Origin of the sequence: Amycolatopsis sp. NPDC024027 (assembly GCF_040638975.1) — a bacterium.
Lineage (GTDB): Bacteria > Actinomycetota > Actinomycetes > Mycobacteriales > Pseudonocardiaceae > Amycolatopsis.
In genome coordinates this window covers 1-20,134 of sequence record NZ_JBEZYY010000005.1, presented here as the reverse complement: position 1 = coordinate 20,134, position 20,134 = coordinate 1, and the positions used below count along the sequence as shown (strand labels likewise).

At 72.0% G+C, this 20,134-nt stretch carries 20 protein-coding genes; 3 read left to right on the top strand and 17 right to left on the bottom strand.

Features of this window, described 5'->3' with window-relative positions; translation table 11 throughout:
• Window positions 1-238: 238 nt before the first annotated feature.
• From AB0F52_RS14380 to AB0F52_RS14300, 17 genes are all read right to left on the bottom strand, one after another.
• Window positions 239-685, bottom strand: a complete 447-nt coding sequence (locus tag AB0F52_RS14380) for a hypothetical protein (protein WP_360169673.1) — start codon at window positions 683-685, stop codon at window positions 239-241.
• Between the two features lie 275 nt (window positions 686-960).
• Window positions 961-1,899 carry a hypothetical protein gene (locus AB0F52_RS14375; protein ID WP_360169670.1) on the bottom strand — a complete coding sequence of 313 codons (939 nt, stop codon included), beginning with the start codon at window positions 1,897-1,899 and terminating at the stop codon, window positions 961-963.
• A gap of 244 nt (window positions 1,900-2,143) precedes the next feature.
• On the bottom strand, window positions 2,144-4,915 hold the full coding sequence (locus tag AB0F52_RS14370) for a BTAD domain-containing putative transcriptional regulator (RefSeq protein WP_360169667.1): 2,772 nt from the start codon (window positions 4,913-4,915) through the stop codon (window positions 2,144-2,146).
• Between the two features lie 188 nt (window positions 4,916-5,103).
• Window positions 5,104-5,865 carry a 3-oxoacyl-ACP reductase family protein gene (locus tag AB0F52_RS14365; protein WP_360169664.1) on the bottom strand — a complete coding sequence of 254 codons (762 nt, stop codon included), beginning with the start codon at window positions 5,863-5,865 and terminating at the stop codon, window positions 5,104-5,106.
• Window positions 5,866-5,903: 38 nt separating this feature from the next.
• Window positions 5,904-6,545, bottom strand: coding sequence for an HAD family phosphatase (locus AB0F52_RS14360; RefSeq protein ID WP_360169661.1), 642 nt, complete (start codon window positions 6,543-6,545; stop codon window positions 5,904-5,906).
• The gene (locus AB0F52_RS14355) at window positions 6,542-7,537 is read right to left on the bottom strand and encodes an AfsA-related hotdog domain-containing protein (protein WP_360169658.1); all 996 of its coding nucleotides are present in this window, start codon (window positions 7,535-7,537) and stop codon (window positions 6,542-6,544) included. Before AB0F52_RS14355 ends, AB0F52_RS14360 begins: the two co-directional genes overlap by 4 nt.
• 67 nt (window positions 7,538-7,604) lie before the next feature.
• The gene (locus AB0F52_RS14350) at window positions 7,605-7,967 is read right to left on the bottom strand and encodes a hypothetical protein (RefSeq protein WP_360169655.1); all 363 of its coding nucleotides are present in this window, start codon (window positions 7,965-7,967) and stop codon (window positions 7,605-7,607) included.
• Between the two features lie 38 nt (window positions 7,968-8,005).
• Window positions 8,006-9,250 carry an enoyl-CoA hydratase-related protein gene (locus AB0F52_RS14345; protein WP_360169652.1) on the bottom strand — a complete coding sequence of 415 codons (1,245 nt, stop codon included), beginning with the start codon at window positions 9,248-9,250 and terminating at the stop codon, window positions 8,006-8,008.
• Window positions 9,243-9,698, bottom strand: a complete 456-nt coding sequence (locus AB0F52_RS14340; RefSeq protein ID WP_360169649.1) for a MaoC family dehydratase — start codon at window positions 9,696-9,698, stop codon at window positions 9,243-9,245. Before AB0F52_RS14340 ends, AB0F52_RS14345 begins: the two co-directional genes overlap by 8 nt.
• 8 nt (window positions 9,699-9,706) lie before the next feature.
• Window positions 9,707-10,228 (bottom strand): biotin/lipoyl-containing protein, encoded by a 522-nt coding sequence (locus tag AB0F52_RS14335; protein WP_360169646.1) that lies wholly within the window; start codon window positions 10,226-10,228, stop codon window positions 9,707-9,709.
• Between the two features lie 5 nt (window positions 10,229-10,233).
• Window positions 10,234-11,196 (bottom strand): alpha-ketoacid dehydrogenase subunit beta, encoded by a 963-nt coding sequence (locus tag AB0F52_RS14330; protein WP_360170771.1) that lies wholly within the window; start codon window positions 11,194-11,196, stop codon window positions 10,234-10,236.
• Window positions 11,197-11,252: 56 nt separating this feature from the next.
• Complete coding sequence (locus AB0F52_RS14325) at window positions 11,253-12,308, bottom strand: thiamine pyrophosphate-dependent enzyme (RefSeq protein ID WP_360169643.1); 1,056 nt, start codon at window positions 12,306-12,308, stop codon at window positions 11,253-11,255.
• A 65-nt stretch (window positions 12,309-12,373) separates the two neighbouring features.
• Window positions 12,374-13,333: a beta-ketoacyl-ACP synthase 3 gene (locus AB0F52_RS14320; protein ID WP_360169640.1), complete on the bottom strand. Its 960-nt coding sequence runs from the start codon at window positions 13,331-13,333 to the stop codon at window positions 12,374-12,376.
• On the bottom strand, window positions 13,330-14,319 hold the full coding sequence (locus AB0F52_RS14315) for an AfsA-related hotdog domain-containing protein (RefSeq protein ID WP_360169637.1): 990 nt from the start codon (window positions 14,317-14,319) through the stop codon (window positions 13,330-13,332). Before AB0F52_RS14315 ends, AB0F52_RS14320 begins: the two co-directional genes overlap by 4 nt.
• Window positions 14,316-15,518 carry a beta-ketoacyl-[acyl-carrier-protein] synthase family protein gene (locus AB0F52_RS14310; protein WP_360169634.1) on the bottom strand — a complete coding sequence of 401 codons (1,203 nt, stop codon included), beginning with the start codon at window positions 15,516-15,518 and terminating at the stop codon, window positions 14,316-14,318. The genes AB0F52_RS14315 and AB0F52_RS14310 overlap by 4 nt, the downstream gene beginning before the upstream one ends.
• Window positions 15,515-15,778 (bottom strand): acyl carrier protein, encoded by a 264-nt coding sequence (locus AB0F52_RS14305; protein ID WP_103339865.1) that lies wholly within the window; start codon window positions 15,776-15,778, stop codon window positions 15,515-15,517. Before AB0F52_RS14305 ends, AB0F52_RS14310 begins: the two co-directional genes overlap by 4 nt.
• Window positions 15,779-16,382: 604 nt before the next feature.
• Window positions 16,383-16,979 carry a TetR/AcrR family transcriptional regulator gene (locus tag AB0F52_RS14300; RefSeq protein WP_360169631.1) on the bottom strand — a complete coding sequence of 199 codons (597 nt, stop codon included), beginning with the start codon at window positions 16,977-16,979 and terminating at the stop codon, window positions 16,383-16,385.
• Window positions 16,980-17,065: 86 nt separating this feature from the next.
• Here AB0F52_RS14300 and AB0F52_RS14295 point away from each other — a divergent pair, with 86 nt between their 5' ends.
• From AB0F52_RS14295 to AB0F52_RS14285, 3 genes are all read left to right on the top strand, one after another.
• Window positions 17,066-18,484 carry an MFS transporter gene (locus tag AB0F52_RS14295; protein ID WP_360169628.1) on the top strand — a complete coding sequence of 473 codons (1,419 nt, stop codon included), beginning with the start codon at window positions 17,066-17,068 and terminating at the stop codon, window positions 18,482-18,484.
• 57 nt (window positions 18,485-18,541) lie between these two features.
• Window positions 18,542-18,901 (top strand): nuclear transport factor 2 family protein, encoded by a 360-nt coding sequence (locus AB0F52_RS14290; RefSeq protein WP_360169625.1) that lies wholly within the window; start codon window positions 18,542-18,544, stop codon window positions 18,899-18,901.
• 248 nt (window positions 18,902-19,149) lie between these two features.
• The coding region (locus AB0F52_RS14285) for a 3-deoxy-7-phosphoheptulonate synthase (protein ID WP_360169622.1) at window positions 19,150-20,134 on the top strand (985 nt) is incomplete at its 3' end.

Genomic DNA, 20,134 nt, shown 5'->3' with positions numbered 1-20,134 from the left:
GCCGGACGCCCCGGCTGTTCGGCGGTGCGACCGTCAGCCGGCTGAGGACGACCGGGAGCTGACGTGGTTCGGAACCATCTCCAGCCCGGATGCGAGACTGCTCGCGGCCTTGGCGAACATGCCGGGTTCGCCAAGGCTCACCCGATACCGCAGAAGCGCGATCGCGAGGGAAGTCCGGCCGGGCCGGGCTCTCCCGCACGATCGCGCTCGCTACCGCCCGAGGCTGATATCCCTTTGGCTACCGCGAGAGGCTGATATCACGGTAAGCCCACCTCGCGGCGGTGCCGTCCGGGGCGGCCAGGGTGATCAAAACACTGTCGGCACCGCCCACCACGTCCGCCGGGACCGGGATGTGGATCGGCCAGTTCCCGTCGCAGCGCGGAGTCGAACTCGCGCTGTCGAGATACTTCCCCGCCGCGTAAGAGTCGCCGTAGACGACTCGGCCGCATCCGACGGCGTGCAGAGTGCCGTCGAGGGTCACCCACCGGTTGGTGAAGGTGGCGTATCCGTCGGCGTAACTGTTGCCGTAGGGGACGTGGAAGTGCCGGGCGACGGACGTCGGCGCAGCCGTGGCTGCGGGCGCGGTGGCCAGAACAAGCCCGACAGCGGCTACACCGGCGGCCGCAGCCGTGCGGCGCGCGGTCGCCGGTGCGGAACGTGAAACGGACTTCAGCATGGTGAACAAGGAGATTCCCCCGTGATCGATTCGGCACCCGGGATTTCCGGCTCGCAGCCCAACACGCTCACATCGAAGGTCACGTTGCCGCCTCGGAACCGGTTTCACCCGAATGCCGGCCCCGCAGGGCCAACCCGTCGGCCCGGACTTCGGCGGATGCGGTGGCCGATCGGTCGATGCCGGATGGGCGCCCCTCGGCGCGGGCCGCGATTGGCTCCTCAGGCCCTTACCGCCGCCACGAACGCGCCGGTGTGCAGCGCCGGCGACAGCTCGACATGCAGCCCTCACGCGGGGCGGAAGCTGCCCAGGCAGGGGTAGCCCGGCAGACCGGCTTTGGCCGGTTTGCCCGGCGGCGGGTAGCCCAGCAGCCACAGCTGCCCGGTCACCGCGACGTTCGCGGCGAGCGAGATATCGGCGACCAGCCGGAACCGCGTCTGCCGCCCGTCCGGGTACAACGCCCAGCCCGTCAGCCGCACCGCCGTGCGAGCGCGCGGCACGAACGGCGTGTCGAGCGCGACCCGCAGTTCCACCCAGCTGTCCCCGGTGATCGGACGGCGCATCCGCAGGCTGCCGATGGCCGTCAACAGCCCCAGCATGACGAAAACCGCGCTGCCCCCGGCGATGCCGCCCACCCCGGCCGCGTCCGCGGCGCCGGCGGGTTCGGACTCCAGCGACGATGCGAGCACGAGCCCCGCCGCGCCCAGCACCAGGAACGTCACCCCGGTGACGGCCGCCCGCCGGACCTGGAACGCCCGGTGCGCGGCGAGCACCGGATCACGCGACGGCGGCGTCGGGTGGCGCGAGACGAGCTCGGCAAGCGTCGCCCCGGGAAGGGGTGCGTCTTCGATCCGCCCGGACCGCAGCCACATCGCCCCCGGCGGGCGGACGAAGACCCGCCGGCCCGTGCCGAGCACCCACAGCCGTCGCTCGCCCGCCAGCTGCACCCGCGGCCCGCCGGGGAACCGGGTCCGCAGCCACCGCCCGTCCGGCAGCCGCACCGAGAGCCGCGAACCCTTCGCGAGCAACCCGTCCGGAGCGACGTCGAGCCGGTGGTACGGCTCCCCGAAGAGACTGCGGACGCGCCGGTGGAGGACCAGGACGTAAGTCCACATCGCCAGCATGCCGCCGAAGATGCCGAAGTAGATGTAGGGCAGCGTGCTCCCCCACCCTTCGGTGAGCACGAGCAGAAAACCCAGCATGACCAGCGCGCCGCTGAGTCCCATGCGGACAATGGTCAGCCCGGTCAATTTCTGGACAAACCCGGCGAACAGCGGTTCGGCCCCGGACGGCACATTCGGAACAGGCTCGTGAACGCGAACTCTGTCCGTGCCCGAAGTGCTGTCCATGCCTTGTCCCCCATCGGTTCGCGTGCTCGGCCGCGGCAGCGTATCCGGCAGGGGAACCCGGGCTCGGACCGCCTACCGGCAACCGGGATGTCTTCGCGCGCAATTCTCCGGAATGGGATGATCAGAGGTCGTCGAGCCGAGCTTGCACGCGGTGGACGTCGTCGTGCCGGCCTTGCTCCCGGAACAGCCGCAAGGCTTCTCGCCAGATCTTCCGGGCCTGGTGGAGGTCGCCGAGGGCGAGGTGCGGATGGGCGGAGGATTCGAGCACGCCCGGGGTTTCGTAGGTGTTGCCGAGGTCGCGGAGCATGGTGATGGCCCGCTCGTAGTGGGCGATGGCGCGCTCGTGGTGACCGCTGTGGTGGTCGATGTAGCCCAGGCTGTCTTCGGTGGCCGCCTCGCCGGTGGGGTCGCGCAGGCTCTTGTGCAGGGCCAAGGCGGCCTGACAGTGCTCGCGAGCGGTTTCGTAGTCGCCCAGGCGCGCCGCGCGCCAGCCCACCGCGTTGAGCGCGTCGGCTTCTCCGACCGGCTGGTCGAGGCCGCGGTAGAGGTCCAGGGCGCAGCGCGCGTGGTCCAGGGCCTTCCGGTCCTCGCCTTGCTGGCTCCACGCTCTCGCGAGCAGCAGGTGGGTGTGGGCGTTGTGGCTGACGGCGTGGTGTTCCTCGGCGGAGGTGAGGGCCTGGTGCAGGTGGCGCAGGGCCTCCTCGTGGCGGTCCAGGTGGCCGTAGGTCAGGCCGAGGGCCTGGTGGGCGGAGATGACCGGGTCCGGGCCGGGCAGGTGCTCGGCGGCGTCGGCGGCCGCCTGCCACACGGCGAGGTGGTCGTGGCGGTGGCCGCGCCGGTAGTGGAACGTGTGCAGGCCCCAGGCCAGGTGCCAGACCGTCGCGTGCCACCGGTGGCCGGCCGCCGTGCGCTGCGCGGCGAGCAGGCAGGCGTGCTCGGCGTCGCACCACGCCAGGGCCGCCGCCGCGTCGGGGAGCGGGTGGGCGAGGGCGTCGGGCAAGTCGAGGGGGACGGGGTCGCGGTACGGGTTCAGCAGCCGGTCGGCGGCGTGCACCGTGCAGACGTAGAAGTCCAGGACCCGGTTCAACGCCGTTTCCCGCACCTCGCCCGGCAGTTCGGCGGCGACGGTGGTGGCGTAGCCGCGCACCAGGTCGTGCATGCCGTACCGGCCGGCGGGGAGGCGGTCGAGGAGGGACGCGTCGGCCAGCGCTTGCACCGTCGCGTACGTCTCCCGCTCGGTCAGGCCGGTGAGGCGGGCGGCGGCGGGCAGGCCGATACCGGGGCCGGGCGCGATGCTCAGCAGGGCGAACGCGGTGCGCTGCTGCTCGGTGAGGTGCCGCAGCGACCAGGACAGCACGGTGGGCAGGCTCGCCGTGGGGTCCTCGGAGTCGAGGGCCTCCACGCCGAGGGTGCGGAGTTCGGCGACGACGTCGCCGAGGGGCAGGCGCGGGTCGGCGGCGGCACGGGCGGCGATCAGCCCCAGCGCCAGGGGAAGCCCGCCGCACAGGTCGGCCAGCTCCGCGAGCGCCGGCGCCGCCGCGGTGGCGCGGCCGGCCCCGAGGGCGGTGGCGAGCAGGGTGCGCGCTTCGGCGTCGGTGAGCACGTCGAGGGGCACCGGACGGGCGCCGTGGCGGGCGATGAGCCCGCGCAGCTGGGTGCGGCCGGTGACGAGCACGGCGCAGCGGCGGCCGCCGGGCAGCAGGGCGGTGACCTGCTCGGTCGTGGCGGCGTTGTCGAGCACCACCAGCAGGCGCCGGTCGGCGACCAGCGTCCGGTACAGGCCGGCGCGTCCCTCGACGTCGGCAGGCTGGTGATCGCGGCCGACGCCCAGGGCCTCGAGGAACCCGCCGAGCACGTCGACCGGGCGGGCCGGTTGCTCGGCGGGGCTGAAACCGTGCAGGTCGGCGAACAACTGCCCGTCGGGGAACCGGTCGAGGTTGCGGTGCGCCCAGCGCAGGGCCAGCCAGGTCTTGCCGATGCCGCCGGCTCCGCCGATCGCGGAGATGAGCGCCACTCCGTCACCGGAGCCGCCGGGTGCGAGGACGGCGTCGAGCCGGTCCAGCTCGTCCTGGCGGCCGACGAACGTCGCGGGTGCGGCCGGCAGCTGCCGGGGAGGCACCGGCGCCGCGGGCACGCCGGGCCCGGGTGTGGCGCTCAGGCCGGGGTCGGCGGCCAGGATCCGGCGGTGCAGTTCCTGCAGCTCCCCGCGGGGTTCGGTGCCCAGCTCCTCGATCAGGCTGTCGCGTAGCCGCCGGAAGTGGTCCAGGGCGTCCGCCGAACGCCCCGCGCGGTGCAGCGCCAGCATGTACTGGCCGGCCACCCGCTCGTCGAGCGGATGCCGCGCGACCCGCGCCAGCAGGCGGGCCACCAGCTCCTCCCCCTGGCCGGTACGCAGCTGGGCGTCGACGAGATCCTGTTCCGCGGCCCACAGTTCCTGCTGCCACCGGTCGCGCTCGGCCTCCACCCACTCCCCGCTCAGCCCGGTCAGCGGTTCTCCGCGCCACAGCGCGACCGCCTCGGTCAGCAGGGCCACGGTGCGGGCGTCGTCCCCGGCGCACTCGGCCTGTTTTCGCAGCGCACGGAAGCGGAGCAGGTCGACCGCGAGCTCCTCTTGGTCGACCTCCAGGGCGTAGCCGTCTGAGCGGCGTGCGATGGTCAGGGTGCCGGCGAACGCCCCGCGCAGGCGGGAGATGTGACTGTGCAGGGTCGCCCGGCCGCGCCGAGGGGTGTCGGCGCCCCAGACCCGGTCCACCAGCCGATCGACCGGCACCAGCTGTCCGGCGTCGACCGCCAGTGCCGCCAGCACGCACCGCTGCCGCGGGGGTCCGAGGTCCACCGGCCGCGCGCCGGCCTGTGCTGTCACCTCGCCGAGCAAGGCGATCCGGATCGGCATTCCCCCAGCAATAGCGCAGTGACCAGGCCCATGCAGAAGTCTTGCAAGAGGTTCACACGAACGGTCGTGCAGGGTGAAGTCCGGCAGCCGGTGGCCCGGTGGGTTCTCCGCTCCTGGGGGGCGGAGAACCCACCGGGCCACCGGACTCGTCTCAGCCGGCCGGCTTCGTTCGCCCGCCTTCGGGAGGGTCAGGTGATGCTGAACGCCGAGGCCGCGAGACCACCGTCCACGGTCAGGGTCTGGCCGGTGATGTACGAGGCGTCGTCGCTCGCCAGGAAGCGGACGCACGCGGCGACTTCCTCGATGGTGCCCGGCCTCCGCATCGGGACCTTCCTCTTCGCCGAATCCTCGAAGTGGCCGACGTCCCGGGTCAGGTCCGTGCGGATCAGCCCGGGCGCCACCGCGTTCACGGTGATCCCCTTCGGCGCCATTTCCACGGCCAGCGCCCGGGTCAGCCCGGCCAGACCGGATTTGGCCGCGACGTAGTTCGCCGCGCCGGGCAGCGCCTGCTGCGCGAGGATGGACGTCACGTTGATGATGCGGCCGTGCCGCGCCCGCACCATCGGCCCGAGCGCGCGCGCCGATGTGTGGTACGCCGCCGTCAAGTTCACGTCCACCACCTGGCGCCACTCCTCCTCCGCCATGGCGACCAGCAAGCCGTCGGCCCGCACGCCCGCGTTGTTCACCAGGACCGCGACTCGGCCGAAGCGTTCTTCCAGGCCCTCGAAACTCCGGTCGATCGCGGCGCCGTCCCGCAGGTCGCAGGCCACCGCGACCGCCTGGCCGCCCGAAGCTCCGACGTCGGAGACCACCGACTCGGCCGCTTCGCGGTTGCTGGCGAAACCGACGGCCACCGGCCACCCGGCCGCCGCCAGCGCCCGGACGATCGACGCGCCGATCCCTCGGGAACCACCGGTGACGAACGCGCAGCCCGCCGCTCGATCGACCACTTCAGCTCACCCTCCCCCGGCAGGCGGACACCGCCTGCTCACGACCGCACGCCGGCCAGTTCCCACAGCTCTTCGGTGGCCGGCCGCGCCTCGGTGAACCGGATGGCGTGCCAGCCCGCCGCCTCCGCGGCGGCGCAGTTCTTCTCGAGGTCGTCGATCAGCACGCAGCTGCCCGGCTCGACCCGGGCGCGCCGCGCCGCCAGCTCGAAGATTTCCCGGTCCGGCTTGCGGCAGCCGACCTCGAAGGACAGGACGACCTGGTCGAACAACTCCTCCACCGGGAGCATGCGGCGCCAGTGCTCGTCCCAGCTGGGGACCATGTTGGACATCAGGTGCACGCCCAAGTCACGCCGGCGCGCCTCGCGCAGGGTCTCGACCCAGTGCTCGTTCGCCGGACGGCCGTCGAACCACGCCTCGCCGAAACTGCGGACCCCGATCGGCCTGCCGAGCACTTCGGACACCTGGGCCAGCCACTCCTTCTCGCTGACCAGCGGGGTGTCCAAGGGCTCGAGGAAGTCCGCGGTGCCGTACCTGGCGCCGACCGCGCGCACCGCGGCCATGAACTCCGCCGGCGCGAGCACGTGGTCCGCGCAGAACTTGGCCAGGTTCTCCCCGACCGGCGGGGTGAGCACACCCCCGAAATCGGTCCACACGGCCGTGACCGGACCGGGCCCGCTCATGAGCGGCTCCGGGGAGTGCGGGCGATGGTCGGCGCGATTTCGGCCACCACTCGGCCTTCCTGTTCCACGACGACCCCGAACTCGCGCTCGGCCGCTTCGGACGCGGACCACGCGGCGCGCAGCGTGACCGGCGAGTCCAGCTCCGCGAACCGGACGAACCGCCCGGTCAACCGGGCGAGATACCGGTCTCCAGGCGCACCGAGAGCCGCGGTGGCCAGCTGGCGGGCGGCCTCGACGAGCACCTGCATCGTCACGTGGTCGTAGGAGTGGTCGAACAGGGCGCGATTCTCCAGGGGCAACGCGATCCTGGCCGACACCTCGTCCGCCCCGAGCTCGAGGGCGGCCAGCACGACGTTCAGCGGATCGCGCCGGCCGACGACGTGCGGCTCGACCACTTCGGGATCCGCGCGGCCAGCCAGGTCGGCCGTCCACGGGGGCGGGCTTCCCCGCTGCGCGGCCCGGACGACGGCGAGCTCCCCGTGGTCCAGGAACCGGCTCGCCGCGTCCAGGGTCGCGACCTGCCGCCCCTCGAAGAAGACGCGCTGCCGGCAGGTGCCGGCCCGCGGCCGGCCGCGGCGCACCCGGCTCCACGTGAACTCGCTGTCGATGCGCAGGTCGATCGCCGCGCTTCCGCCTGCCCGCCACGCCTGCGGCTCCGCGATCCGCAGATCCCAGCTTTCGGTGGCCAGTACGGAGTCCGTGGACACCCCGAGCTCGTAGGCCGTCGCGAGGCCGGCCTGGCGGCAGATCTCCATGACCAGCAACGGGTCCACGTCCGCCGAGACGTGATCGCCGAAGTACGCGTGGCAGGCCGGCAACTGCGCGGCGAGCGCCACCCGGCTCTCGCCCAACGCGCGGACGTCGGTGACGAACACCTCGGAAACCGCCGACCGGTGCACCTGGCGGCGGTCGATCGTGCGGTCGAACGACAGGGCGGTGTCCTCGCCGAGCCACCATTCCCCGGCCACCCCGATTTCGCTGACTTCCGTCATGCTCTCCCCTCCTTTCGCGCCGCGGCGCACGGGGTGCCCCGCCGCACGCCGCGGCGGGGCACCGGCACTAGACGCCGCCGTACATGTAGAAAGCGGTGATCTTCCCGTCGTCGTCCAGGACGTAGAAATCCCGGCCGGTGCGGACGACCTGCCCGTTCGGGGCCGTGATGTCCCACTCCTGGTAGACGCCGTTGTGGTTCGCCACGGTCTTGCCGAACCCGAACACCACGCCGCCGCCCTGGATCTGCTGCTCGTTCACCTGGTTCATGTTCGCGAGGATCGCCTCGCGGCCGGCGAACTGGAGCTCTTCGCCCGCGATGTAGTGCACCGCGGACTCCGCGAAGACCTTCTCCACCAGGACCCGTCGTTCTTCGTTGTCGGGCGTCTTCCACGCCTCGAGCAGGGTGTCCATGAGTTCTTTGACGTCCATGTCCGTTCCTTTTCCTTTCCGTCCGGCCGGAACCGGTCTCACGCGGCGTAGAACCGCTCGAACATCGGGATGTCCGAGAGATGGGTGTCGATGGTCGTGATCAGTCCGTCCCGGAACTCGAAGACCAGCGCCAGCCATTCCTCGAGGGGCACCGGCTTCTCCGCCGTGTTGTGGATCGTCACGACGATGCTGCGGTAGCCGATGTGGACGTGCTGGGGCTCGACGGTGAGCTTCGCCGCGTCGATGACCTTGGCCCGCTCGATCACCGCCTGCCTGCCGACGGCGACCCCCGAGATCCGCGAGTTCCCCGGCATGGTCCAGACCACCTCGGGATCGAGCAGCTCGGCCACCCGCTCCCAGTCCTGCCGCCGTGACGCGGCCAGCATTTCGCCGGCGATCGCGGCGTCCTTCTCGGTCGCGGTGACGACGTCTCCCGACATGCGCGTGCCTTTCTCTTCGGTTTCCGGATGGACCGGCGCCCGGCCGCCGCCGAACGCCGGCAGCTCGCCGCGCCGGCGGGCGGCCAGCGCGGCGCGGAAGTCGGCGGTCAGCAGGCCTTCGGCGAACGTCCGGTGTTCTTCCCGCAGGTGTTCCGGCAGGGTGGTGCGGGCTGCGGCGTGCACCAGCCGTTTCGCCGCGGTCACCGAGTGGCGGGCGCCGGCGCCGGCCACGGTCGCGATTTCGACCGCCCGGCGCCGCAAGTCCGCGGCCGGGACGACTTCGCTGACCAAGCCTTCGTCGCGGGCGCGTGCCGCCCGGATGACGGGCTGCTCGAGCAGCAGCTGCACCGCTCTCGCCGGGTTCAGCACCCTGGGCAGCAGCCAGCTCATCCCGCCGTCGGTCGACGCGCCCAGTGCGCCGTACGCGAAGTTGAACTTCGCACGCTCCGCGGCGATCCGGAGATCGCAGGCCAGGGCCAGGGAGAAGCCGGCCCCCGCGGCCTGGCCGTTGACGGCCGCGATCACCGGGCACGCCAGCGTGTGCAGGTTCAGGACGACGGCCGCCAGCGCCTCGGTGCGTACCCGGCAGTACTCCCGGACGGCTTCGGCGCCCTCGTCGAGCACCTGCGCGAACTCGGCCACCGGGCCGCCGAGTGAAAAGTGCGCTCCGGCCCCGGTGAGGACCAGGGCGCGGACCTCGTCCTCCCGGGCGATCGCCGACGTCTCGGTCACCAGCGCGTCGACCATCCCGGCGTCGAGGACGTTGTCGGCCGCCGGGTTGTCCAGCGTCAGCACGACCACGTCGCCGATCTCTTCCCGCCGCACGGCCGGTCTCTCAGGCATGGAGCACCACGACCTGGTCGGCGACGCACGCCGGTTTCGGGCTGCCCTCGACCAGCACCGTCGTCCGGGCGAGCACCCGCGTGGCCCCGTCCATCGCGACGACGTCCGCGAGCTGCACCCGGCCGCGGACCCGGGCGCCCGCCGGCACCGGCGTCCGGAACCGCACCTTCTCCAGCCCGGCGTTGATCATCATGCTGATCCCCCGCACCCGCAGCTGGTCCTGGACGAACACCGGGACCAGCGACAACGTCAGCGCGCCGTGCGCGACGACGTCGCCGAACGGCCCTTCTTCCCGGGCCCGCCGATCGTCGACGTGGATCCACTGGCGGTCCCCGGTCACTTCGGCGAAAGCCAGGATCCGGTCCCGGGTGATCACCTGCCAGTCGCTGGTGCCCAGCACCCGGCCGGTGGCCGCGGCGAGCGCCTGGACGGATTCGAACGCTGTCATGCCCCGGCTCACCCCGGCCCGGTGGCGCCCGCGGCGGCGCGGACGTCGTCCTTGGTGACCACGCCGCCCTCGCCGGTGCCGGTGATACCGCGCAGGTCCACCTTCAGGTCGCGGGCGAGCCGGCGCACCACCGGGGACGCCACGACCTGGCCGCGGTCCGGCCGTTTCGCCGGCAGCCGGCGGGCCGGCGCCTCCGCCGGCCCCGCCGCGGCCGCGGTGACCTGGCCGACCAGGTGGGTGGTGCCGCCCGCCGCCGCCTGGCCGTCCGGACCGCTGAGCGACACCAGTGGCGCGCCGACCGCGATCGTCTCGGTGACCTCGGCGTGCAACTCGGTGATGCGGCCCCGGTACGGGCTGGGCAGCTCGACGGTCGACTTCGCGGTCTCGACCACCACCACCGGCTGGTCGAGTTCGACGGTGTCCCCGGCTGCGGCCAGCCATTCGATGATCTCCGCCGAAACCAGCCCTTCGCCGAGATCCGGCAGCAGGAACACGTAGTCCGCGGTGCCGGGCGTTTCTCGAGTCGTCATCGCGCTCACCCGTCCGCGAAGGTGGCCGCGACCGCGTCCAGGACCCGGGCCGCGGTCGGCAGGTAGAACCGCTCGAGCTGCGGCGGCGGATAGGGGACGTCCAGCCCGGTGACCCGGCGCACCGGTGCTTCGAGGTGGTTGAAGCAGCGCTCGGTGACGCGAGCGGCCACCTCGGCGCCGAAACCCCCGAAGCCGGACGCTTCGTGCACCACCACCGCGCGCCCGGTCCGCCGCACGGCCTCGCACACCGTGTCCTCGTCGAAGGGCACGAGCGACCGCAGGTCCACCACGGTGAGGTCGTAGCCGTCGAGCGCGGCGGCGTCCGCCGCTTCGAGCGCGACCGGCAGGGCGGGCCCGTAGGTGATCAACGTGGCGTCCCGGCCCGAGCGGCGCACGACCGCCCGGCCGATGGGCTCGACCTCCACCGTGAGGTCGACCTCCGCGGTCTCCCAGTACAGGCGCTTGGGCTCGAAGAACAGCACCGGATCCTGCCCCTGGACGGCTTGGCGCAGCATCCCGTAAGCGTCGGCCACCGTGGCCGGGGTGAGGACGTGCAGGCCCGGCGTGTGCGCCGCGTAGGCCTCCGACGAGTCGCTGTGGTGTTCCACGGCGCCGATCCCGCCGCCGTAGGGAATGCGGACGACGACCGGGGTGGCCACCGCGCTCCGGGTGCGGTTGCGCATCTTGGCCAGGTGACTGACCATCTGCTCGAACGCCGGGTACGCGAACGCGTCGAACTGCATTTCCACGACCGGGCGAGAGCCGTAGAGGGACATCCCGATGGCCGCGCCCAGGATCCCGGCTTCGCAGATGGGCGTGTCGAAGCAGCGCTGCTCCCCGAACTCGGCCAGCAGGCCGTCGGTCGCGCGGAACACGCCACCCAGCTGCCCGACGTCCTCGCCGAACACGACGACCCGGCCGTCCTCGCGCATCGCGTCACGCATCGCGGCGTTGATCGCGGAGACCATCGACAGCCGGGACGTGGTCGCGGGCGCCTCGGCGATCCGCGGAGTCGCTTCGGTGGTCATGCGACACCCCTCTCGGTGAGCTCGCGGGCCTGCTGCCGCAGCTGCGGCGTCGGCCGGGCGTAGACGTGGGCGAACATCTCGGCGGGCGCGGGTGCCTCGTACCGCGTGACCTCCCGCCGGGTGCGGGCGGCGAATTCCGCGGCCTCGGCGTCGATCGCCTGCCGGGTGGCGGCGTCGAGCAGCCCTCGCGCGCGCAGGGTTGCCTCGAGCCGCGCGATCGGATCCCGGTCGTGCCAGGCCAGCGCTTCGGCCGGATCCCGGTACCGCGAAGGGTCGTCGGCGTTGGTGTGCGGTGCCATCCGGTAGGTCAGCGCTTCGATCAGGGCCGGCCCGTGGCCCGCCCGCGCGGCGTCGACGGCGGCGGCCACGGCCTCGTGGACCTCGACGAAGTCGTTGCCGTCGACCTGGACACCGGTGATCCCGTAGCCCACGGCCTTGTCGGCGAGCGCCGCGGCCCGGGTCTGCTTGGCCAGCGGCACCGAAATCGCGTAGCGGTTGTTCTGCACCAGGAACACCACCGGCGCGTCGTACACCCCGGCGAGGTTGACGGCTTCGTGGAAGTCGCCTTCGCTGGTGGCGCCGTCACCGCACAGCACCACGGCGACCACGTCGTCCCCGTTGAACCGCGCCGCCATCGTCAGCCCGACCGCGTGGGCGGCTTGCGTGGCCAAGGGCGTGCAGTGGGGCGCGGTGCGCGTCGCCTTCGGGTCGTAGCCGCAGTGCCAGTCGCCGCGCAGCAGCGTGAGCGCCTCTCCCGGGCTGACCCCGCGGCCGACCACCGCGACCGAGTCGCGGTAGGTGGGGAACAGCCAGTCGGTCTTCCGCAGCGGCGTCACCGCGCCGATCTGGCAGGCCTCCTGACCGTAGGACGACGGGTAGACGGCGAGCGCGCCCTGTTTGGCGAGGTTGGTCGCCTGCTGGTCGAACCGGCGGCCGAGGACCATGCCCCGGTAACCCCGCAGCAGCACCGCGTCCGCGGCGTCGACCGGCGCCACGGCCTCGGGTGAGCAGGCCATCGGCGCCCGCTCCTCGGTGAGTTCTCCGTACAGCATTGTTTCCCCCAGTGATTTCGGAAACTACTGACCTCGGTGGGTGGTGTGGTCGGACCGGGCGGGGATCAGGTGTGCCGGCACGCTTTCCAGCCGAGCACGCCCGCGCCCCAGGTGAACCCCGCGCCGAACGCGCTGAGCACGACGGTGTGCCCCGGTTTGAGCCTGCCCTCGTCCTGCGCTTTCCCGAGAGCGAGCGGAATGGAAGCCGACGAGGTGTTGCCGAACTCGCCGACGTACGAGGCGGCCCGTTCGGGACGCCACTTCAGCCGCCGGACGACCGCCGCGAGGATCCGGCTGTTCGCCTGGTGGCAGACCAGCAGGTCGACGTCGTCCTCGGTGATCTCCTGGCCGGTCAGCACGGACCGGATCTCGTCGGTCATGGCCTCGACCGCGGAGGCGTAGACCTGGGCGCCGTCCATGCGAACGGCGTTGTCCTCGTGGTCGACGAACAACGCCCCGGCGTGCTCGGGCGCGGAGCCGAAGGAGAGGAACGGCACGCAGTCCTCGCAGGTTTCGCCGCGCGACGCCTCCACCAGGACGGCTCCGGCGCCGTCACCGAAGAGCACGGCGGTGTTGCGATCCGCCGGGTCGGTCAGCCGCGACATGGCGTCCGCGCCGACCACCAGCACGCGATCCGCGGAACCGTGGCTGATCCGCGAAATGGCGTAGTCGAGCGCGTAGAGGAACCCCGTGCAGGCCCCGTTGACGTCGACCGCGCCGGGCGAGCCGGCACCGATCAGGTGGCCGATCTCCGGCGCCAGCCCCGGCGACACCCGGTCGGGGGTCGTCGTCGCCGCGACGACGAAGTCCACGTCGGCCGCCGCCACCCCGGCATCGGCCAGCGCCCGGGACGCGGCCGTGGCGGCCAGGTCGGCCAGGCGCTCGCCGGGCCGGAGCCGGTGCCGGTGGTGCACCCCGGTCCGCTCGACGATCCACTCGCCGGTCACGCCGAGGTCTTCGAAGGCGTCGTTGCCCACCACCGTCGCCGGCAGCGCCGTGCCCACTCCCGAAACGACGACGCTCATGACCGGCCCCCGTCCACCACGTCGGCGGAAAGCCGGAACCGGCAGGTCGCGGTGAGCCGCGTGCCCTGGCGGGATTCGACGGTGATCTCGGTGTCCGAACCCGATCCGGACCAGGACACGATCTCCAGCACGGGCGGGGTGCCGAGTTCCGCGAAGCTGGTGAATTCCAGGTCGGCGTGGCCGGTGCGAACCCGGCCGGCCGGCACCCCGGCCGATGCGGCGAACGAGAGCGTGGCCAGCTGGCGGGCGGCGTCGGCGATCAGCATGCCGGGGTAGTGGTCGAGCGGCCGGTCGAAGAACACCGGGTGCGTCCGCGGCACCACCCGGCACCGCGCGCTCCGCGGCGGACCCTCCACCGCGCCGATGAAGACGTTCTCCGGGAACCGCCTGCCGACCGTGTGCGGCGGGTTCGGGTCGACCGAGCCCGCGGGCGCGCCGGGCCGTCCGTTCTCCGCCCGGACGGCCCGGTAGGCGTCCGGGGACAGGAAGCCGACGAGGCCGTCGCACCGGGCGATCGGCCGCCCGCCGATCAGGCAGTGGACCGGTCCGGTGGCGGCGTAGACGGCGCCGGAGGAGTTGCGCCGGACCTGGCTTTCCGGAACGGCGATCACCGCGTGGCCCGCCGCGGCCGGGCCGGTGGCCCGGATCCGCACGGTCCGGAGCACGAAGTGGTGGGTGACCGGGACATCGAGCAGGGCGTGCGCGATGACCTCGATGCCCTGCCGCATGAACTCGGCGAGGTGCAGCGCGTCGGGCCCGGCCGCCGCGCGGTCGCCGAAATAGCGGTGCGCGTGCGGCACCGCACCGGCCGCGGTCAGCATGCCCCGCCGCCGGCCGACGTCGGTGATGAAAACCTCGTCGTCGGACTCCTTGTGCGCCAGGCGCCGATCGACAGCCGAACCGGTGCGCAGGCCGAGTTTCTCCGGCGTATGGGCCGGCCAGTCGACGGCGTCCGCTGCGCGCTCGGCGACCCCCGCGGTCTTCACGCTGCCCCCTTGATCGCGATGGTGACGTTGTGGCCGCCGAACCCCATCGAGTTCGTGAGCCCGATGTATCCCTTCTCGGAGGGCTTCAACGCCCGCGCTTCCCGGACGTGGGCGAGTTCGCCGAGCGCTTCGTCCGGCTCCGTGAGCCCGTGGGTCGGCGGCGCCGTCCGGTACCGGAGTGCCTGCAGCGTCGCGATGGCTTCGACCGCGCCCGCGGCGCCCAGCAGGTGCCCGACGCAGGACTTGGTGGAGGAGATCGGGATGTCCGCCAGCGCCTCCCCCAGCGCGAGCCGCAGCGCCGCCGACTCGGCGACGTCGTTGAGCCGGGTGCCGGTGCCGTGCGCGTTGATGTAGGCGATGTCCGAGACCTCGAGCCCGCTGTCGGCGAGCGCCGTGCGGACCGCGGCCGCGGCGGGCGCGCCGGTCGGATCCGGGGCGGTGACGTGGTGGTGGTCGCTCGTCACGCCGTAGCCGAGGATTTCCCCCAGCACGTCGGCACCGCGAGCGCGCGCGACCTCCGCCCCTTCGAGCACGAGCACGCCCGCGCCCTCACCGAGGACGAAACCGTCTCGGTTCCGGTCGAACGGCACCGAGTTCCCGCTCGGCGACAACGCGCCGTTCGAAGCGAACATCGACCTGGTGAACTCCGACGTCGCCGCTTCGGCCCCGCCGACGAGCGCGACGTCGGCCTCGCCCGAGCGGATCACCCGCGCGCCGGCGATGATCGCCTGGGCACCACTGGAGCAGGCGGTGGCCAGCGCGGCCGTCTCGCCGCCGAGACCGAAGCGGATGGACAGCTGGGCGGGCGCGGCGTTCGCCATCAGCAAGGGAACCGCCAAGGGGGAAACGAACCCGCGCCCTTCCGTCCGGAACACTTCCAGTTGCGCCTCAAGGGTTTCCAGCCCGCCGATCGCCGTACCGACGACGCAGTGCGCCCGTTCCGGCGGCACCGGCGGAACGCCGTCCCAGCGCGCCTGGCGGACGGCTTCGTCCGCCGCCACCACGGCCAGCCGGCAGAACCGGTCCATCCGGGACAGTTCCCGTTTGGTCAGCAGCTTCGCCGCGTCGAAATCGGCGCACCGGCCCATCCCGCCGGAGAACCCGTTCTCTCCGCGCACGGCGTTGTGGTGCAGGGCCTCGGCGCCGACCCCGAGCGGGGTGACGGCCCCGATGCCGGTGATGACGACCCGGCGCCTCACGCCATCCCCGCGCGCTTGTGGATGACTGCCAGCACGTCCGAGATGGTCTCGGCGTCGGCGAAGTCCGCCGGGCCGACGGTGATGCCGAGCTTCTTCGTGACGCTCTGGCTCAGTTCCACGACGTCCAGCGAGTCGAGACCGAGCTTTTCGAGGGTGGCGTCCGGGGAGAAGGAATCGACGTCCGCGCCGATTGCTTCGATCTCCTCGTACACGAACGCCTGCACGGAATTGCGATCATGGGCATACGACTGTGCTGTCATGTTTCCCCCAACATTGGATTTGGCAGCCATCGTTCAGGTCCAAATCAGCACCTTCCCCAAGGTGCCCCAAACGCACGCTATAGAGCGGAGGGTGACGCTGTCAACGTAGCCGTTAGTGACCCAGATCACAACCACTTTCCCCTAGTAGACCACAGGTGGCCACCCATTCGTGCCATACACGGTGACCCTTGGTAAACAAGCAACGGGCGCCGTCGATAATCCGTGTGTCAATTACCGGAAAGGCAATCAGACGGTAAAAAGTATATTCGTCCCGCGGGAATTCCGGCTGCGGCAAGACATTGCCGGCCGGGTGCCGGGTTCTCCCGTCGTCCCGGCGTTTGCCCAGTTCGCAGGCCATGCACGCAGGACGGTCCGGCGGCGGCCGAGCGGGAACAATCGACGCTTTCAATCGCCCGCCATTGCCGGTCCGAACCGCCGCCCGGACCTTCACGTGGTTCGCTCGTGTATCCGGGTCGTGTCGAAACGGTTACGGCGAGCGCGATGCACCAGGATTGACCGGATCGATTCCCGCCAGCTGGTCCATACCATTAACGGGGCCGCCTGCCGGCATTTCCGCGGCCGAAGCGGACTCCCGCCCCATCGGTCAGGCTTTCGGGCAGACCCAGTTCCCGAGGGCCATCGCCAGCAATGTGGGCATGGCTTCGATTCCGTCGACCGTGCGCGGCTCGTGGAGGTGGCGGGTCAGGGTGAGGTCCACCAGGCCGTGCAAAGCCGCCCACAGCAGCGTCCCGGCTTCGCGCACGTCTCCCCCGGCGAGCGCGCCCTCTTCCTGCGCTTCGGCGACCAGGTCGTAGAGCACCCGAGCGCACTCGTCCGCCGCGCGCTCGAGTTCCGCGCTCGGCCGGTTGATCGGGAAGTCGCCGAACATCAGGCGGTAGTGCTCCGGGCTTTCCATCGCGGCACGGGCGTACCCGAGGCAAGCGCGATAAAGTGGCGTTCCCCCGGCAGCGAGGTCGGCGGCCCCGGCCCGCATCGCCTCGGTCAGCCGGTTCATGCTCTCCGCGGCCACGGCACTGAGCAGGTCGTCCTTGTCGGCGAAGTGCCGGTAGGGCGCGGTCCGCGACACGCCGGTGGCGGCCCCGACCGCCCGCAACGTCACGAACTCCGGGCCGCCCTGCGTCAGCAGCTTGCTCGCCGCGGCGACCAGCGCGGCCCGCGTGTCACCAGTGCTGTTTCCCACCCGGGAGAGCCTACTCCGGTTGACGCCGTCAACATCGCTGGCTAGATTGACGCCGTCAACCTCGGTCGCTGCACGGGAGGCTCGCTATGTCCACGACCCCGGGTCACCCTCGCCGCTGGGCGATCCTCGGCATCATGTGCCTGGCGCTCGTGATCGCCTCGCTGGACATGCTCGTCATCACGATGGCGGTGCCGTCGATCAGGACGCAGCTCGGGGCGACCCCCGGTGAGCTGCAGTGGACGGTCGACGCCTACGCGCTCGCCTTCGCCGCGCCGATCCTCTTCGCGGGTGCCCTCGCCGACCGGTTCGGACGCCGCCGCGGGTTCCTCACCGGCCTGGTGGTCTTCCTGATCGCCTCGGCGGCGGCGGCGTTCGCCGGCTCACCGGAGACCCTCATCGCCGCCCGCGCGGGCATGGGCCTGGGCGCGGCGATGATCATGCCGTGCACGCTCGCGATCCTGGGCCAGGTGTTCCCGCCGCAGGAGCGGGCCAAGGCGATGGGCATCTGGGTGGGCGTCGCTTCGCTGGGCGTGCCGCTCGGCCCGATCGTCGGCGGCCTGCTGCTGCAGAACTTCTGGTGGGGCTCGGTCTTCCTGATCAACCTGCCGATCGTCGCCGTCGCGATCGTCGGCTGCCTGGTGCTCATCCCGGAATCCCGCAACGAGAACCACGCGGGCCTCGACGTGCTCGGCCTCGTGCTCACGGTCGCCGGTTCGCTCGCGCTCGTCGACGGCATCATCGAGGCTCCCGCCCACGGCTGGACCTCACCGCGCACGCTCTCCTTCATCGTCGGCGGCGCGGCCATCCTGGCGATCTTCATCTGGTGGGAGCGGCGGACGCGGACTCCGATGCTCAGCCACGCCGTCTTCCGCGACCGGCGGTTCGGCGGCCCCCTGGTGACGATCTCGACGGTGTTCTTCGGAGTGTTCGGCAGCCTGTTCGTCATCACCCAGTACCTGCAGTTCACCCTGGGCTACCGCCCGCTGATCGCCGGCCTGCACATGCTCGGCATGTGCACCGTCATGCTGGTCGCGCCCCAAGCGCCCCGGCTGGTGCAGCGGTTCGGCCTCGGACCGGTGTCCGCGCTCGGCCCGCTGCTGGTCGCCGTGTCGATGGCGGTCATGGCGTTCGGCGGCCCGCCGTCGAGCCTCCGGGTGCTCATCGCGCTCGGCCTGCTCGGGCTCGGCATCGGGTTCGGCGCGCCGACCTCGGTGGACTCGGTCGTCGGCGCGGCGCCGCCGGAGCAGTCGGGTGCCGGCTCGGCCGTCGCGGACGTCGCCATGAACATGGGCGGGTCGCTCGGCATCGCCATCATGGGCAGTGCCGCGGCCACGGCGTCGACGGGCGTGCTGACCGACCTGACGCCCCCGATGATCGCCGGGGTGTGCGTGGCCGGCGCCGGCGCGCTCGTCGTGGCCACGATCCTGCCGCGAGGCCGGGCGACGGCCGCCGCGCCGCCGGCCGAGCGCGTCACCGTGCCGGCCACCGATCCGGTGGAGAGCTGAACACCCGGCTCCCCGCCCGCTCCACGGAAAAACCGATACGAGGAAGGTTCAACCCTGATGAACGCCAACGAATTCGCCCAGACCTACCTCTCGGTGTGGAAGACCACCGATGACGGAGAGCGGAGCCTGCTGGCGAAAAAGCTCTTCGCCGAGGACGCCGTGCACCACATTTCCCCCGCTGGTGTCTCCTTCACCGGGCGTGAGGACGTCGAGGCCAACATCGCCCGCGTGCACAAGGAGCAAATCGCCGCACACGGGCTCCAGTTCCGCGTCGGGGACGCGGTCCTCAACGGCAACGCGATCCAGCTCCCTTGGGAGATCGCCGGCCCGGCGGGCGACACCGTCAAGTCCGGCACGGACTTCTTCGTGCTCGACGAGGACGGCCGCATCACCGCGCTCTACATGTTCCAGGGGTAGGACGTCCCGGACACGCTGATCGGCGGTCGCGAGGTGAAAGCACCGGCGAGGCGGTGCTTTCCGGCACGGACGTCTTCGTTCTCGACGGCAACGCGCGGATCCGCCGGCCGTCCGTGTTCCACCGGCCGTGACGGTTGCGCGGTCACTGTAGTTCTGGAGGGGAATTCCATGGGGGACTTGAAAGCGGTTCGGGAACGCGCGCGGCCGGGAACGCCGGCGCGCCGGGTCACGATCCACCGGGAGCGACGATGAGCTCCGAGGTGCTGCCGGTCCGGCGATCGTGGGACGCCGACCTGCTGTTGAGCGCGCTGTCGCCGTTGCCTGCGCTGCCGCCCGGGCTGCGGGAGCGCCTCGACGACGCGCTCGCCCGCCCGGCGGCCCAGCAGCCGGAGTGGCCGGACGCCGAGGCGGTCCACCGGGTCCGCGCGTCGCTGGAGGCGGTCCCGCCGATCACCGTGCCCGCGGAGATCGACCTGCTGCGGCGGCGGCTGGCGTCGGTGGCTCAGGGCGAGGCTTTCCTGCTGCAGGGCGGGGATTGCGCCGAGACCTTCGAGTCGAACACCGAGTCCCACATCCGGTCGAACATCCGTACGCTGCTGCAGATGGCCGTGGTCCTCACCTACGGCTCGAGCACGCCGGTGGTCAAGGTCGGCCGCATCGCCGGGCAGTACGCCAAGCCGCGGTCGGGGACGACCGACGCGCTCGGCCTGCCCGTCTACCGCGGTGACATCGTGAACTCGCTGAGAGCCGACCCGCGCGAGCGGGTGCCGGACGCGGACCGGATGATCCGCGCCTACGCCAACTCGGCCGCCGCGATGAACCTCCTCCGCGCCCTGGTGTCGGCCGGGCTGACCGACCTGAGCCACCTGCACGACTGGAACAAGGACTTCGTGCGCAACTCCCCCGCCGGGGAGCGCTACGAGGCGCTGGCCACCGAGATCGACCGCGGCCTGCGGTTCATGACCGCCTGCGGCGCGAACGACCCGTCGTGGCACACCACGGAGATCTTCGCGAGCCACGAGTGCCTGCTGCTGGACTACGAACGCGCCATGCTCCGCCTGGACTCACCCGGCGATCCGGACGCGAAGCTGTACAACCTGTCGTCGCACTTCCTGTGGATCGGCGAGCGGACCCGCCGGCTGGACGGCGCGCACATCGCGTTCGCCGAGCTGCTGGCCAACCCGATCGGGTTGAAGATCGGCCCGACGACCACGCCGGAGCAGGCGCTGGAGT